15 protein-coding genes are annotated in these 14,210 nt (G+C 68.7%); 4 read left to right on the forward strand and 11 right to left on the reverse strand.

The window, feature by feature from the left end; all coding sequences use genetic code 11:
- Positions 1-5: 5 nt before the first annotated feature.
- The 4 genes from ABIB37_RS04000 to ABIB37_RS04015 all read right to left on the reverse strand — a co-directional run bounded on the left by ABIB37_RS04000 (position 6) and on the right by ABIB37_RS04015 (position 5,105).
- The gene (locus ABIB37_RS04000) at positions 6-2,705 is read right to left on the reverse strand and encodes an alpha/beta fold hydrolase (RefSeq protein ID WP_354256983.1); all 2,700 of its coding nucleotides are present in this window, start codon (positions 2,703-2,705) and stop codon (positions 6-8) included.
- Complete coding sequence (locus ABIB37_RS04005; RefSeq protein WP_354256985.1) at positions 2,702-3,763, reverse strand: 3-oxoacyl-ACP synthase III; 1,062 nt, start codon at positions 3,761-3,763, stop codon at positions 2,702-2,704. Before ABIB37_RS04005 ends, ABIB37_RS04000 begins: the two co-directional genes overlap by 4 nt.
- Positions 3,764-3,938: 175 nt before the next feature.
- Positions 3,939-4,268 carry a cupin domain-containing protein gene (locus ABIB37_RS04010; protein WP_354256988.1) on the reverse strand — a complete coding sequence of 110 codons (330 nt, stop codon included), beginning with the start codon at positions 4,266-4,268 and terminating at the stop codon, positions 3,939-3,941.
- Between the two features lie 111 nt (positions 4,269-4,379).
- Entirely contained in the window at positions 4,380-5,105 is a 726-nt protein-coding gene (locus tag ABIB37_RS04015) for a hypothetical protein (RefSeq protein WP_354256991.1), read from the reverse strand.
- Between the two features lie 119 nt (positions 5,106-5,224).
- Here ABIB37_RS04015 and ABIB37_RS04020 point away from each other — a divergent pair, with 119 nt between their 5' ends.
- Positions 5,225-5,881, forward strand: coding sequence for a DUF998 domain-containing protein (locus tag ABIB37_RS04020; protein ID WP_354256994.1), 657 nt, complete (start codon positions 5,225-5,227; stop codon positions 5,879-5,881).
- A gap of 71 nt (positions 5,882-5,952) precedes the next feature.
- On the opposite strand, the gene ABIB37_RS04025 is transcribed toward ABIB37_RS04020, so the two are convergent.
- Complete coding sequence (locus ABIB37_RS04025) at positions 5,953-6,471, reverse strand: hypothetical protein (RefSeq protein WP_354256997.1); 519 nt, start codon at positions 6,469-6,471, stop codon at positions 5,953-5,955.
- Positions 6,472-6,577: 106 nt separating this feature from the next.
- Here ABIB37_RS04025 and ABIB37_RS04030 point away from each other — a divergent pair, with 106 nt between their 5' ends.
- The gene (locus ABIB37_RS04030; RefSeq protein WP_354257000.1) at positions 6,578-7,123 is read left to right on the forward strand and encodes an NYN domain-containing protein; all 546 of its coding nucleotides are present in this window, start codon (positions 6,578-6,580) and stop codon (positions 7,121-7,123) included.
- A gap of 42 nt (positions 7,124-7,165) precedes the next feature.
- On the opposite strand, the gene ABIB37_RS04035 is transcribed toward ABIB37_RS04030, so the two are convergent.
- Positions 7,166-8,221: a hypothetical protein gene (locus tag ABIB37_RS04035; RefSeq protein WP_354257003.1), complete on the reverse strand. Its 1,056-nt coding sequence runs from the start codon at positions 8,219-8,221 to the stop codon at positions 7,166-7,168.
- 21 nt (positions 8,222-8,242) lie between these two features.
- The gene (locus tag ABIB37_RS04040) at positions 8,243-8,590 is read right to left on the reverse strand and encodes a hypothetical protein (protein WP_354257006.1); all 348 of its coding nucleotides are present in this window, start codon (positions 8,588-8,590) and stop codon (positions 8,243-8,245) included.
- Positions 8,591-8,675: 85 nt separating this feature from the next.
- On the opposite strand from ABIB37_RS04040, the gene ABIB37_RS04045 reads away from it, so the two are divergent.
- On the forward strand, positions 8,676-9,017 hold the full coding sequence (locus ABIB37_RS04045; protein ID WP_354257009.1) for a hypothetical protein: 342 nt from the start codon (positions 8,676-8,678) through the stop codon (positions 9,015-9,017).
- A 119-nt stretch (positions 9,018-9,136) separates the two neighbouring features.
- On the opposite strand, the gene ABIB37_RS04050 is transcribed toward ABIB37_RS04045, so the two are convergent.
- A complete protein-coding gene (locus ABIB37_RS04050; protein ID WP_354257012.1) occupies positions 9,137-9,307 on the reverse strand; it encodes a hypothetical protein in 171 nt (56 codons plus the stop codon).
- Positions 9,308-9,392: 85 nt separating this feature from the next.
- On the opposite strand from ABIB37_RS04050, the gene ABIB37_RS04055 reads away from it, so the two are divergent.
- Complete coding sequence (locus ABIB37_RS04055) at positions 9,393-9,812, forward strand: hypothetical protein (RefSeq protein WP_354257014.1); 420 nt, start codon at positions 9,393-9,395, stop codon at positions 9,810-9,812.
- 66 nt (positions 9,813-9,878) lie between these two features.
- Here ABIB37_RS04055 and ABIB37_RS04060 read toward each other — a convergent pair whose 3' ends face one another.
- From ABIB37_RS04060 to brxL, 3 genes are all read right to left on the reverse strand, one after another.
- Positions 9,879-10,490: a cyclase family protein gene (locus ABIB37_RS04060; RefSeq protein WP_502914028.1), complete on the reverse strand. Its 612-nt coding sequence runs from the start codon at positions 10,488-10,490 to the stop codon at positions 9,879-9,881.
- A gap of 666 nt (positions 10,491-11,156) precedes the next feature.
- Positions 11,157-11,669 (reverse strand): hypothetical protein, encoded by a 513-nt coding sequence (locus ABIB37_RS04065; protein WP_354257020.1) that lies wholly within the window; start codon positions 11,667-11,669, stop codon positions 11,157-11,159.
- 341 nt (positions 11,670-12,010) lie between these two features.
- Positions 12,011-14,206 (reverse strand): BREX system Lon protease-like protein BrxL, encoded by a 2,196-nt coding sequence (gene brxL, locus ABIB37_RS04070; protein ID WP_354257023.1) that lies wholly within the window; start codon positions 14,204-14,206, stop codon positions 12,011-12,013.
- Positions 14,207-14,210 lie beyond the last annotated feature (4 nt).

A 14,210-nucleotide genomic window follows, 5' to 3' on the forward strand; every position in this document is an offset into this window, starting at 1 on the left:
GTTCCTCACGGCGCGCTGACCATCTCGCCGGCGAGCGTGCGCTCGGCCCACGCGGAGAGCCGCGAGCGGTCGATCTTGGAGTTGTGGCGCACGTCGGTCGGCAGCTGGGGCACGACGAGCACGGCGGCGAGCGACTGCTCGGTGCTCGCGCGCACGGCGGCGGTGAGCTCGGGGTCGGCGAGCGCGGACCGCCGGCTGGCGGGCACGGTCTCGACGACCGCGACCGCCTGGCGCAGCCGGTGTGGGCCGATGCCGACGACGGCGGCGCGGCGCACCGCATCCACCGCCTCGATCGCCTGCTCCGCCTCGACCGGCGCGATCGGGCCGTCGGCGGTGACGATCACGTGCTGGATGCGGCCCTCGACCCAGACGCGACCGTCGGCGTCGAGGTGGCCGACGTCGCCGGTGCGGTGCCAGCGGCTGCCGTCGGCGGCGAGCGCCTCGGTCTCACGGGTGGCGGCCTGGTCGGTGAGGTGCAGACGGTCGTAGTGGCTCTTGAGGTGCGGCGCCGAGATGACGATCTCGCCCAGCACGCCCGGCTGGGCGCTGGGCGCGCCGGTGGCTCGGCCGTCGGCGTCGAGCGCGCTGACGAGCACGCGGTTGCTGCCGATCGGCGCGCCGACGCAGACGCCTGCGTCGGCCGCATCGGCCGCGACGAGCAGCTCGTCGAGCGTCACGTCGGTGACGAGCAGACACTCGGTCATGCCGTAGGGCGTGTGCGGGGTCGCGTTCGGCATGAGCTTCGCGACCGCCTGCAGCAGTGAGGCGCCGATCGGGGCGCCCGCGGACAGGAACGCCCGCACGCGCATGAGGGCCGCCTGGTCGGCCGCCGTGAGCGCATCCGCCGTCGCGACGACGTTGAGGATCGCTGCGGGCGAGAGGAAGACGATGCCGGCGTCGGAGGCTCGCACCGCGGCCGCGACCGCGCTGGCGGTCAGGGTGCGGGGCGACGAGACGTCCATGTCGGGCGTCGCCGAGCGCGTGCCGAGCGCCGGGCCGAGCAGCGCGAACGGCGCGAACCCGGTGACGAGTCCGCTGTCGGGCGTGATCTGGAGGTGCGCGGCGAGCACGTCGCGTAGCGCGCTCAGCTGCCCGTGCGTGTAGACGACGCCCTTCGCTGGCCCGGTGGAGCCGGAGGTGAAGAGGATCGCGGCGTCGTCGGCGGGGCCGGGCTCGGGCGGGAGGGGCGACTCCTTGCCGAGGGCGACGACATCGCGCAGGCTGCAGGCGACGCCGAGCGCGGTCGCCGCGATGCGCGGGAGGCGCTCGGCGGAGATGCGCAGGCCCGGCCAGCCGAGCGCGCGCGCGGCGGTGAGGCCGAGGCGCTCGCCGATGATGACGTCGGGCCACGAGCCGCGGACGGCACGGGTGAGCCCCTTGACGCCCAGGCCGGCGTCGGCGACGACGACGACCGCGCCTATGCGGAGGCACGCGTAGAGCACGGCGGTGAGCGTCGGGCCGGGCTGGAGGAGCAGCGAGACGCGATCGCCCTGCTGCACGCCCATCGCGTGCAGGCCGGCGGCGATGCGGCTCGTCTGGGTCTCGAGCTGGCGCCAGCTGACGCGGCGCGGCTCGCCACTGCCGGCCATGTCGATGATGGCGACGTCGTCGTCGTCCGCGCGCTCGTCGAGCCCGCGCCAGAGCGGCACGTGGTCCTGCGTGTTGGTCGAGCCGGACGGCGCGCTCAGCGCGCCGCCCGAGCCGAGACCTCGAGACGCGGCCTCCGGCTGCTCCTCGACCAGCGGGCGGAGCCACTCCAGCACCGTCGCCGCATACGGCCGCTCCTCCGCGACGAGGTGGCTCGCGCCCTCGAAGCGGTGCACGTCGGCGTGCGGCAGCCGGTCGACGAGGTCATCGAGGTAGCGGTCGGTGAAGACCGGGTCCTTCGGCCCCCACAGCAGCAGCGCCGGCACCTCGAGCCTCGCGACCCCCGTGCTGATGCGCTCGAGCTCGGCGAAGCTCTCGTGCTGCGCGTCGACGGGGATGTCGGCCACGAAGCCGCCGATGCCGCCGCGGCGGTCGGCCGATCCGTAGGGCGCGCGGTACGCAGCCTTCACGTCAGCGGGCAGCGGCGGCGACGCGAGCGTGAGCGTCGTGTCGAGGAAGCCCGTCGTGGCGACGGTCGCCGCCGAGAGCAGGCCGCGAGCGCGCGCGAGCCGCAGCGGCGCCGGGATCGGCACGCCCTCCGGGTGGTGCACGGCGGTGTTGAGCAGCGCGACGGCGGCGAGCTGCTCGGGGTGGTCGACGGCCCAGCCGAGCGAGACGACGCCGCCCCAGTCATGGCCGAGGGTGACGACGGGGCCGTCGAGGCCGAGCGCATCCGTGAAGGCGGCGAGGTCGACGACGCGCTGCGCCAGCGGCCGGTACAGCCCGGGCCCGCTGGACAGCACCGTGCGCTCCGAGAAGCCCATCTCGAGCTGGTCGACGGCGACCACGCGCCAGGCGGGCTGTCCGCCGACGGCCGCCTGCACCGACTCCGCCGCGATCGACCGCCACAGGTACGACCAGGTGGGGTTGCCGTGCACGGCGAGGATCGTGCCGGCGACGTGCGCGCCGGTCTCGGCCAGGGCATCCGCGGTGTCGAGGCAGTGCCACTCGCGGGTGACGCCCTCGTCGAGGCCGCGGCCGCGCACGCCGACGATGCGGCTGAAGCGCGGGTCGAGGCCGGGCAGGTCGTGCGGGGGCAGCGAGGCCGCCTGGGTCACCAGGCCAGCTCCAGCATGGCCGTGTTGAGGCCCGAGCCGACGCCCATGAGCAGCACGCGATCGCCCTGGCGGAGCGTCGCCTGCTCCTCGGCGAGGGTGATCGGGATGGATGCCGGCCCGACGTTGCCGTACTTCGGGAAGGTCGTGGGCACGCGCTCGGGGTCGAGCTTGGCCGCCTTGACGATCGCGTTCGTGTGCACCGAGGAGACCTGGTGGGTGATGTAGCGGTCCATCTCGGACCACTTCCACTCCGGTGCCGCCTCCTTCCAGGCGGAGACGACGAGGTCGAGGCCGCCCTTCAGCAGCGCCTTCGCGTTCGTGTACATGCCCTCGGCGCTGCCGACGCAGAGGTCGTGCCACTGGGTCGCGGCGCGGGTCACGCCGCCGAGGATGCGGTGGCCCTCCGGGTGCTCGTCGGCGCGGCCGAGCACGGCGGCGGCCGAGCCGGAGCCGAGCGTGAGGGTGGCGAACTCGCTGAGGAAGTCGTCGCGGTCGATGTCGGCGCCGAGCAGGCGGTCGATCGTGTTGACCTGGATGTCGTCGGCGTCCTCGCCGTTGACGACGATCGCGTAGCGGATCTGGCCCGACTCGATCATGCCGGCGGCGAGGCTCATGCCGTTGACGAAGCCGAGGCAGGCATTGGCGACGTCGAAGTTGACGGCCGAGGTCGGGAGGCCGAGCTCGTGGTGCAGGCGGACGGCGACCGACGGCTCGAGGTGCTTGCGCGTGACGCTCGTGTTGATGAGGAGGCCCACATCGGACGCCCGGACGCCCGCCTCGGCGAGTGCGCGCTCCCCCGCCTGGACGGTCGCCGCGTCGGCCGACTCGCCCTCGCCCCAGTTGCGGCGCTCGAGCACGCCGGCGACGCGCTCGAGCAGTCCGCCGCGCAGCTTGAGGCGCGAGAGGGCAGCCGCCAGGCGGTCCTCGATGTCTGCGGATGTCGTGACTCGGCTCGGCAGCGCGCTCGCGACGGAGAGGAGGGCCACGTTGCTGAAGCGCGTGGTGGCGTTGCCCGGGGCGGGGGCTTCGTCGAGAGCCGAGGCGAGCGATTGACGCATTGCTGAATCGTAGCGAGCGCACCTATGTCGAAACTGGTCGTCGGGGTACGCCTTCCTGCCGGTTCCCCTGGCGGCGCAGACCGGCTGATCTCCCCCGCTGGTCGAGCAGCAGCCGGCCCCTTCCTGCTGGTCGAGTAGCAGCCGGCGAAGCCGGCCGCGTATCGAGACCACCCCGCTACCGCACCGCCACCGTCAGCAGCACCGCGGCATCCGTCAGCGCATCCACCGCGTGCCGCGCGTCCGGCACGTCGACGACCTCGCCGACCCCGAGCTCGACCGCCTCGCTCCCCGACCGCAGCCGCACGCGCCCCACGAGCACCTGCAGCGTCTCCTCGCCGTTGGTCTCGTGCTCCTCGATGCCGTGCCCCTCGGTGAGCGCGAGCACGGTCTGCCGCAGCGACAGCGCTCGGCCGGAGCGGGTCGAGCGCGCGGCGCGACCGCTCGTCGCCTTCCGGGCGATGCCGAGCAGCTCGTCGGCGAGGTCAGGCAGGTAGGAGCTCTCCATGCCCTCAGCATGCTCGCCAACCACCCGCTGGTCGAGAGGCAGCCGGCCCACACGCCCCACACGCTGGTCGAGGAGCAGCCGGCGAAGCCGGCCGCCTATCAAGACCACCCCTCACTCCACGCTGACCAGCACCATCCCGCCCTCATCGCGGTCGTACGCCGCCGCGACCATCACGATGTCCCCGTCGACCGTGCCGTTGAGCGTGATGAGCGGGTTCGAATCCCCGCCGGAGTCGTCGTCCATCAGGCTCGACGCATCCGGGCTCGAACGCCCCCAGAGCACCGAATCGAAGTCCGCCTCCGCGCGGATCGACTCCTGACCCGTCGTCACGCGCGCGATGAACACAGCCGGTGCACCCGGCGCGATCTCCAGCGAGGCGCTCTCCCCGACGCCCACCACCGTCGAGCCCGTCAGCACCTGCAGCTGGAAGCCGGTGCGGTCGCCGCTGTACTCGCCGAGCTCGATCGTGTACGAGCCGGGCTCCAACACCGCACCGATGAGCGGATCGCGCGAGCGCATCTCGAACGCGAATCCGTCGAGCTCGCTGGCGCCGTCGTCGTTCTCGAAGTCGGCGTTGCCGCCGCTCAGCCGCATCGTCAGGTCCTCGTCGTCTGTCGACACCGCCCCGAGCACGACCGCGGAGCGATCCGCGACCTCGAGCTCGATCTCCGTCGTGCCGCCCGCGGCGATGAAGCCCTCGCGCACGTCAGCGGAGCCGCTCGTGCCGGGCACGACCGGGTCGGTGTTCGGCGCCTGCGGCACGGGCGGTGGCGATGGGATGAAGCACGCGGTGAGCCCGACGAGCGTGACGGCCGCGACGGTCGTGGCTCCGAGCATTCGCCTGGTGTGTGCTGCGCGCATGCTGCGGCTCCCTCTCGACGTGACCGGCCAGTCGAGTCGATCGTAGGCGGGGCCGCTGGCGGAGACTCGCGGCCGCGAGCCGGGATGATGGCAGCGTGACCATCCGACGCCGCTCCTCGATCGCTGCCGGGGTGCTCTGGATGCTCAGCGCCCTCGTGCACCTCACCACGGAGGCCGTGACCGCCGCTGCCTTCACCGGCTACTCCTACGCGACCAACTACATCAGCGACCTCGGCATCCCCGAGGTCGGTGAGTACCAGGGCCGAGCCATCGACTCCCCGCTGCACCCGGTGATGAACGTCGGATTCGTCGTGCAGGGCGCGCTCTTCCTCGCGGCGGCGTGCTTCGCGCTCCGCGCGTGGGCGACCGGGCTCGGCCGGCTGCTCGTCGCGCTCGCCATCGTCTACGCGATCGGCATCTCGCTCGTCGGCATCGTGCACGGCAGCCAGGCGAGCGACAACGACGGCACCGCGATCTTCCACGTGCTCGGCGCAGGGATGGCGATCATCAGCGGCAACGTCGTCGCGATCGCGGTCGGCATCGGCGTCGTCCGCGAACGTCCAAGGTCGCCGTATGCGCTCGCCAGCATCGCGCTCGGCGCGATCGGGCTCTTCGGACTCGCCATGCTGCAGTTCGACGCCGGGACGACGACCGTCGACCTCCTGCCGGACGGCGTCTGGGAGCGGATCGCCGTCTACGCGGTGACCGCGTGGCAGCTCATGACGGGCACCGTGCTGCTCGAGGAAGTCTGACGGAAACGACTTGGTCGAGGTTGAGCCGCGCGTCTCCATCGGACGAGCGTGCGACACCGGCGTCCGAAACTTCAGATGGACCATGGCTGGCGGCGCGACCACCGTGCAGGATCGTATAGGCCCGCGGCATCGTGAGCATCACGCAGGCGGCGCAGTGGCTCGCGCACGTCGCCCTCTCGACGAGCTCTCGCTCGAACCGCGTCGAGCACTTCTCTGTATGGCTGCGCCGTCGTGGCGGCAACGATCGCGGGGCTCCAGAGTCGCCAAGTCTTGCGGGTGAAAACGCCGTCCGCTCGCAAGTCGGCTTGGTCTTCACAGAGCTCGAGGTACCGCCACATTAGTTGACGATCTCTAGAAGACCGTCGGGTTGCTGGCAGGCGACGCTGAAGAAGGATGGCCGTTCGCGCTTCGGGCGACAGCTCGTCGGTGATCGCCCAGTAGCGCTGGACGTATATGTCTTCCAGCTCTCGCATCCGGATTTGACGAGACAGCCTCAGTTGAACCAACGCTGCCGCCGCTGCGACGAGGGCCAGCGCCGTCACGACAATCTCGCTTATGGCTCTCCAGGTCGCGAGCGCATCTTCAACCATGTCGAGAGTCTGACTGCTATCAGCATGGTTGTCATCCGCGGGCGCGCGTGGGTCTTGATGCTTCGAAGCCGCAGAGCGCGCTTTGCAGCGGCGATAGGGTCGCCCCATGACCGAGCGCACCACCTATCTCCTCGTCGACGGCGAGAACATCGATGCGACGCTCGGGATCTCGGTACTCAACCGCCGTCCGGAGCCGCAGGAGCGGCCGCGCTGGAACAAGGTGCTGTCGTTCGCCGAGCAGGCGTGGCAGCAGCCGGTGAGGGGCCTGTTCTTCCTCGCCGTGCCGGGCGAGCTGCCGACGCCGTTCGTGCAGGCGCTCATCGCGATGGGCTACACGCCCGTGCCGCTGCGGGGCGAGGGCAAGGTCGTCGACATCGCCATTCAGCGCACGGCGGATGCGCTGGTCGAGCGCGAGGCTGACGTGATGCTCGTCAGCCACGACCGCGACTTCGCGCCGCACATGGCGCGACTGGCCGATCGGGACGCCCGCGTCGGCATCCTCGGCTTCGGCGAGTTCATGGCCGGAGGGTTGCGCGATGTCGACGGCGTCGAGTTCTTCGACCTCGAGTACGACGTCGCAGCGTTCAACAGCCGACTGCCGCGCGTGCGCGTCATCCCGATCGACGAGTTCGACCCGCTGCAGTTCATCTAGGAGCTCGGGCAACACGACTGAAGCGGGAAGGGTGTCAAGCCCTTACTCGTCTTGCTCAACTGGGGGTTCACTGAGGCACGCTAGCGCGATCTCCGCCAGCGTCCGCCCGCTGCATGACCACGCGTCCGCCGCGGAGAACGCATGCTGTTCGGCACCAGCCAGCCTGAAGATTTCGTTGCGCAGCGACGACGGAGTCCAACGCTTGTCGGACTCGAGGGCTGCCCCCCAGCGAAGCGGGTTGACTGGGTCGTCGACCCAGGTGACGTCGCGTCGAGCGGCATCGGCATCCAGCCATGCCTCGATCCGTTGCACGACTCCACCGCGCGCTTGACCCTGCAACTTGAGGTCGATACGCGCGCCTCCATGGATCGCCTTGTGTTCGTGGATGATCGCAACGGACCGAGCTCGGCGCTGGTTTGAGGCTCGGATCGCTACCTGCTGGCTTGCGGCGCGGCGTCCCGGCTTCAAGATCTGGTCGTCAATACCGACCACCGGATAGATCCGATCGAACGCTACGGTCACCGCGCCGCCCTCATCGAACACTGAGTACTCATGGCACTCGATCTGGAGACCGTCCGCGATACCGCGCAGCCACTCGACGGTCGTCAAGACTTGTGCTGTGAAACGCTCGGCCACCAGCACGATTCGGGGCAACCTGAGCAGTTCCTCCGACCACTCGTCCACGTGTGCCTGCAGAACGCCGAGGGCGGTGTCCTCCGAGACCACCTGCCCGGTTGCGTTGGACAACCACTCCGCGTGTGCGCGCGCGAGCGATTCCTCGGTGAAGCCTGACGCGAGTGCCGCGTAGGTGATGGCCTGGAGGTGCACATTCCGATCCGACCCGAGCTTCAACTCGATGACGACGAGTTCACCACTGCTGGCGAGAGCGAGAATGTCAAGACGCTCCGCAGCCGTGCCCGACCCGGAGAGCCACTTGTCGAACTGGGTCGTCACGACCATGAGTGTCGGGTCGATCAGGGCCGGATGCTCAACGATCCAGCGCTCGAGATCTCTCGTCTCGGAGAGTCTTTTCTCCCGCATCCGTGCCAATTCCAGCATTCTGAAGGAACCGTTCTCAACGCGAAGAAGCCTGCTCACCTCAGCATCGTCGCACAGGGCTCACGGCAGGCAGAGTCGGCTATAGACGGGTGCCACTGCTGGGCGAGCGAGGTTGTCGACATCGGATGCGCTCGCCGCTACGTCGGCATCCTCGTCTTCGGCGAGATCATGGCCGGCGGCCTGCGCGACGTCGACGGTGTCAGGTTCTTCGACCTCAAGTAGGACGCCGCGGCCTTTAACAGCCGACTGCCGCGTATGCGCGTCATCCCGATCGACGAATTCGACCCGCTGCAGTTCATCTAGGCCGCCGCAGTACGGGGCAACCGGCGCGACGCCCGTGTCCCACGCGGTCGGGGGGGGGTGGGATACTGGAGCGTTGGCGCTCGCGCGATCCACGAGCCGCCGCATCACCTCACATCCATGCCGCTGTGCGATGCGCGTGCGGTGCACCGCGCCCGCATCCGCGCCGCGCCCGCACCCCAGGGAGCACCCCATGAGCACCACTCATGCCACCGAAGCCGTCACTCCGACCGAGGAGCCGACGTCGACGTCGAGCACCGCGAGGCCGGCCCGCACTGGCCGTCGCTGGCCTTGGATCGTCGCGCTCGTCGTCGTCGCTCTGCTGGGCGCGCTCGGCACCGGCATCGCCTCGTCCTCCGCCGCGAACGCGCAGTCGGAGCTGACCTCGGTCCGGGCCGAGCTCGCCGCCGTCCAGGCCGACTACGCCGATCTCGAGACGCGCGCGGGCATCGCCCAGAGCAGCCTCGACCTCATCCGCGAGCACCGCGACCGCCTCGAGCTGCAGCTCGAGGAGCTGCAGGCGTCGCAGGGTTGAAAGCCCGACCCTTTGCATGACCAGGCGCGGTCCCAGCCTCTCGGCTCGGGGCCGCGTCCTTTCTATGACTGTCCGAGGAAGGTCACGGGCGTGAGGACGAGCCCTTGCAACCCGCGCAGCTACTCCGTTTCCTCCGCGCTGGCTTGCCCGGCGCAGGAGGGAACAGCGGCGCGACCGGCCAGGTACCAATCGACGCAGCCCTTGAGCCTGGCCATGAGTGCATGGCAAATGCCATAGGCGGCGAGCAGCGTGACGCCCGTGGCGCGGACAGAGGCGGGCACGAAGGTCAAGCAGGAAGCATGGAGGCCACGAAACCCCTGTTGGCAACATTGATCACACAGTTGTAACATCAACTGTACAGGCCAGGAGGTATCAATGTTCGAGAAAGAAATCCGTTCGGCCATCGCCAGCATCCGCGCGCAACTGGAGGTCATCGAGATGCAGCTCGGCCACGAGGACCTCGCCGCGCTCGAGGTGTTCGACCCGACGGAAGACGAGCCGCCGGTGCCACTCAACCTCGAGGGCACCCGGCATCAGCGAGATTGGTGTGCACTGCTCCTCTGGGCGAGGCTGAAGGCGTTGAACGTCCGCGAGGGCCGCGGGGCGACGAAGGCGGAGAGTACAGAAATCGCTCAACTGGCTGGCTACACCGATGCGCGGGGATGGAACCGGTGGTCGGGTTGGGTGAAGGACGATGAGAACGGCCGATGGGTGACCTCGGACGGCGAGAAGCATCTTCGGCACTACTACTCCGCCGTGGGTCGTCGGCTGCCGGACGACTTCCTCTCGACGTGAGGGTCGCCAGGGGCAGAGCGCAAGAAGCGGTGTCCGCGGCTTGCTTCCTACGCTTTGCTCGCCTATCTAGCAGGTCGGTGACTTCGCGGGCGGGTCGACCGTCCTCATGAGCGAACCGTCGACTTGCGCTCGCGCAGACGAGCGACTGCCCGAACCAGCGACGCGTCGAGCCCATCGAGCCGCAGCGGCAGCGCCGTGAACTCGCACGTCTCCCCCGGCACGTCGTCCGAGACCGCGCAGGTTCACGATGATGAGCCCGCCGACGCCCAGCGAGCGCTCGTGCACGGTAGCGTCGGCGGCTACCATAGCCTTACCCGCGGCCCTGTCCGAGGGGTCGGGGCTGCGGGTATCCACGCCCAGAACACCGACACCGAGGGCGAGCAGCGCATCCGCAAGCTCAACCGACCTGGCCGGGTGCGGCAGCATCAGCGGTGTGCCCCAGTGCACATCCCAGCCGGTGCGCACGAGGGCGATGCGCTCGCCGGCCCAGGCCCGCAGCTGGTCCTCGAGCGCGGCGACACCGATCATCTCGCCATCGCCCGCTGAGACCCGCAAGATCCGCGCCGGCCCCATGAGCCGAGGGGGGTCGATCTCGTTGATCGCCGCGCCGCCCTCGATCGAGTGCGACGGCCCATGCGCGTGCGTGCCCGGATGCGTGCCGAGCTCCAGCGGGGTCACGGCGAAGCCGTCGACGGCGATGCTCCTCGCGGGCGCCGCCGCGGAGTGGGGTCGGTCGGGTAGATCGGCCCGGTGGCGATCGGATACTACAGGTATGCGCGTCGATCGCTGCGGCGAGCGACCGGAGTTCGTCGTCGACGATGCCCGTGAGGAGCGCCGTTTTGCCCTCCTCACCGCGCCTCAGGCGGGGGATGCGTTGAGTCGCCGAAAAGCTGTCGGTCGCGCTGGTCCTCGCGATTGCCGGCATGGAGGCGACCTGCAATCTCCCGGGCCCCGTAGACGGTGTTGAAGGCGGAGCCACCCTAGCTCGGACCGCGCGCGCTCGGGGAGGTCATGCGGGACAACGCGCCGTCACCGGGGCGACGCGCGAGGCGATCGATGAAGTCGCCCTGAACGGCCTGCTGGTCCCCCCAAGGGCGGCGCCGCGCACCACTGCCTCGGCTCCGCCGTCGCGCGCACTGACATCAGCGTCGGACTCCCCTCATTGACCCAGGCATGCCGGATGTCGCTGCCGACGGCCCAGGCGAGTTCCGCTTCCGGGCAGCCTCGGCAGGGTTGCCGACTCAAGCAGCGTTGCGGTCCAGCGCCTCGGAGCGGTGCCCGGCAAGCACGACCGCACCCGTTGGCCGTCTCGCCAAGGCGCGGCGCCGACGGATCGGGTCGAGCTCAGTTGAAGCGGATGCCGCCACGGCTAATAAGAAGCCTCGCGCCCGTGGCCACGACCATTCCGACGACCGGCAGACTGGCCTGGATAACCTGCGCCCATCGCGTAGAGTTCGCCTGTTCGGCGATGAACTCCTTGTTCTCACTGTCCTTCGCATCTTCAATCCGCGTCGTGTCGATGATCGCGTCGATGAGGTGGCGCTCATTCGCCTCACTTATCGCTCCTTTGTCGAGCCTCCCAGCTAAGATGCGGCGGACGTCGGCTAGCGCTTCGTGGAGGCCCTGCTGGCTGCTGCTATTCGACTCCATGGTTCGGTCGAATACGGTCTCGGTCGCGTCGACGGATCGGATGGCCACGTCCTTCAAGCCGGGGATCTGCTCCAGCAAACGCAACTGAACCGCCTCAGGGATCGAAGGAAAGTTAGCGAGGAGCTCGAGCTTCTGTTCGCCCGAGAGGCCGTCAAGCGACGAGAGACCTAGGTGCTTCTTGATTGCATCCTCGTTGTCAAGTTGCATCCTGTTGCTCCGTTCGATGTGCGAGTTAGCGTGGTTGAGCTCAATCTACTTCCTCCGGCGGGGTCGATAGGCGCAGCCAGGACATGCCGCCATCGCGCACTCAGCGAGAACCCCAGGGTCGAGCGACCTCGCGCGTGCGTCCATATGCAACGCGGAGCCATGAGCACGAGCGCGTCAATTGATCTGGCGCACCTGTGACGCCATCCAGGCAACCGCGAAGACGCCGGCCAGCAACGCTAGGTGCGCCGACTAGACAATCTTTCGAGGCCGCTCAGGCGCTAGGCGGTCAGGCTGAGCGTCGGACGCACGCTGCTGCGCTACACCGTCGATACCCGCTAGTGTCACTGCGCTACCTCCGTGTCGGGCACGATTGGGACCTTCACGTAGTGGACGGTGAACGCCGATCCGATGAGGCGGAACTCCTGGCGGTTGCGGCCGAAGTCGAAAGGGTTATCGCTCGGCTTCTGCCAGATGTCGAGTCCCTTGCCGAGGTCGATGCGCCAGCCGTGGTTGGTCTCGATGCGGCGGTCGTGGATCGTGTCGTCAAGCCGCACGGCAAGCCGTACGCCGACTGCGTCGGACGCGTCCTTGATCGACTTCAGCATCAGAAGCTGCCCGTGCTTGAACTCGGTCTTTGACTCCTCGGTGGTGACAAGCACGACATCGATCTCGTCTGCGTCGTCCTTGGCCGCGGCGAGGAGGCTGAGCAGGTCCGCGAAGTTGCGTCCTTGGTGTGGCATGCGGATGTAAGGGTCCGTGACAGTGATCTTGGACGCGCCGCGCAGGTAAGGCATGAGGAGGGTCTCGTAGGAGACTCCCCTCTGGCCGGCGACGAAGTCCCGATGCCCCTCGGCCAGCGACGCCGGTGCGGGCTCCGCAGGCACGTCCGGAGCAGCCGCCAAGGACGCGGTTGATGACTCGGGGGCGGGCGCTGAAGCGATGACCGTAGGCACGCCGTCACCTGGCTCGCCGTCTGGCACCGCGTCCCAGTTCCGCCGGTACAACTGCGGGTACTGGCTCTCTTCGCGAGTCGCGACGTCCTGCCAGACGCCCGTCTTGTCGGCGTACCGGAAATGAACGGCGGTGTCGCGCATCGTGGCGTCGATTCGCAGGATCGAGTCCTTGACTCGCTTCCGCCCCTCGATTGCGAACTCCAGCAGCGTACGCACCTCATCTGCAGTGGCCTCGCCTGTCGGGTGAACGAGTTTCATGAGGCCGGAGAATGTCTTGCGGATGCCGTCCTGGTCGCGCGTCGAGATCGAGTTGTCGAGTGTGAAGTAGTCCTTGTACTTGTCCGAGAAGTCTTCAGAGCGCTTCGCGCGCAGCACCTCGGCGAGATAATCGACGACGAAGCCATACCCCGCTGAGAACATCTCCGAGCGGATCGGCGCAACCTCCCAGCCGGGGAGGTAGTGGTGGATGCGGTCGAGCCAGGCGGGGTCGCGGTAGGCGTCGGGCAGCTCGTCGAACAGGTCGGAGTTCTTGAGCATGTAGGGCACGGTGTGCGTCGTGTTGCCGATGAACGCCATCGAGGCCTCGGCCCCGTAGATGCTCGTGCCGCGCGAGAACGACTTGTTCGCGAGGTAGTTCTTCATGACGTTGACAAGGTTCTGGTCGGTGCGCCGGTTGGCGGCGAACTCGTCGAATGCGACGCAGTCCCAGTAGCCGACCAGGCCGATGCGCCCGCTCGCGTTGTTGACGAACAGCTTGGCGACCGTCACCTCTCCGCCGGAGATGAGGATGCCGTTCGGGGAGAACTCGCTGAACGTGTGCGATTTTCCGGTGCCCTTAGGGCCGAGCTCGACAATGTTGTAGTTGCGCTCGACAAACGGGATGAGCCGAGTCAGGGCGATGAGCTTGCCCCGCTGTTCGAACTGCTCAGGGTTGAGGCCGATCGACTGCATGAGCAGGTCGATCCACTCGTCGGTCGTGAATGCCTTGCGTGCCTCGTAGTAGTGGTCGATGTCGACGCCGGCGACCTGGATTGGCTTGAGGCTGCCCAGGATCCAGGGCACGACGCGCTGGTCGTCGGAGTGGAAGTACTCGATGTCGCAGATGCACCAGACACCGCCGACGAGGAGCTTGGGGTTCTGCTTGACCGTGACGTCGTCGATGATGACGCCCTTGACCTGGAGGTTCTCGAACTCTGCCTCGTGGACGTCGTTCTTCTCGTTGAGGGTGACGGTGACCTTGTCGATCACGCGGTGGCGGCCCTTGCGGCGGATCTCCGACTTCACGAGCATGTGCTCATTGCGGTTGACGTAGTGGGTTGCGAGAATCTGCCGCACGCTGTCGATCCCAGCCTGGATCGTCGCCTCGTCGTCGGATGCGGCGTACTGGCCCAGCAGATACTCAAGGACGTAAGACGGCACGACGGCGTTGCCGCGGACCGCCTTGACGAGGTCCTTGCGGACGACGGCGCCGGCGAAGTGCTCGTTGATTTTGTCGTCGAGCGCAGACTTCGTCGTCGCGGCGTCGGTCGTCTCCGCGGCGGCGAGGACGTCGATCTCGCCGAGGGCGTCTTCGAGGTTGGTCATGGCT

The organism is Agrococcus sp. UYP10, from assembly GCF_040547205.1.
Taxonomy (GTDB): Bacteria; Actinomycetota; Actinomycetes; order Actinomycetales; family Microbacteriaceae; genus Agrococcus; species Agrococcus jenensis.

Excerpts from the sequence above, each read along its gene's own strand:
- ABIB37_RS04005 (WP_354256985.1), bottom strand. The coding sequence starts at position 3,763 with ATGCGTCAATCGCTCGCCTCGGCTCTCGACGAAGCCCCCGCCCCGGGC.
- ABIB37_RS04010 (WP_354256988.1), bottom strand. The coding sequence starts at position 4,268 with ATGGAGAGCTCCTACCTGCCTGACCTCGCCGACGAGCTGCTCGGCATC.
- ABIB37_RS04015 (WP_354256991.1), bottom strand. The coding sequence starts at position 5,105 with ATGCTCGGAGCCACGACCGTCGCGGCCGTCACGCTCGTCGGGCTCACC.
- ABIB37_RS04025 (WP_354256997.1), bottom strand. The coding sequence starts at position 6,471 with ATGGTTGAAGATGCGCTCGCGACCTGGAGAGCCATAAGCGAGATTGTC.
- ABIB37_RS04030 (WP_354257000.1), top strand. The coding sequence starts at position 6,578 with ATGACCGAGCGCACCACCTATCTCCTCGTCGACGGCGAGAACATCGAT.
- ABIB37_RS04040 (WP_354257006.1), bottom strand. The coding sequence starts at position 8,590 with ATGCGGCGGCTCGTGGATCGCGCGAGCGCCAACGCTCCAGTATCCCAC.
- ABIB37_RS04045 (WP_354257009.1), top strand. The coding sequence starts at position 8,676 with ATGAGCACCACTCATGCCACCGAAGCCGTCACTCCGACCGAGGAGCCG.
- ABIB37_RS04055 (WP_354257014.1), top strand. The coding sequence starts at position 9,393 with ATGTTCGAGAAAGAAATCCGTTCGGCCATCGCCAGCATCCGCGCGCAA.
- ABIB37_RS04065 (WP_354257020.1), bottom strand. The coding sequence starts at position 11,669 with ATGCAACTTGACAACGAGGATGCAATCAAGAAGCACCTAGGTCTCTCG.
- brxL (WP_354257023.1), bottom strand. The coding sequence starts at position 14,206 with ATGACCAACCTCGAAGACGCCCTCGGCGAGATCGACGTCCTCGCCGCC.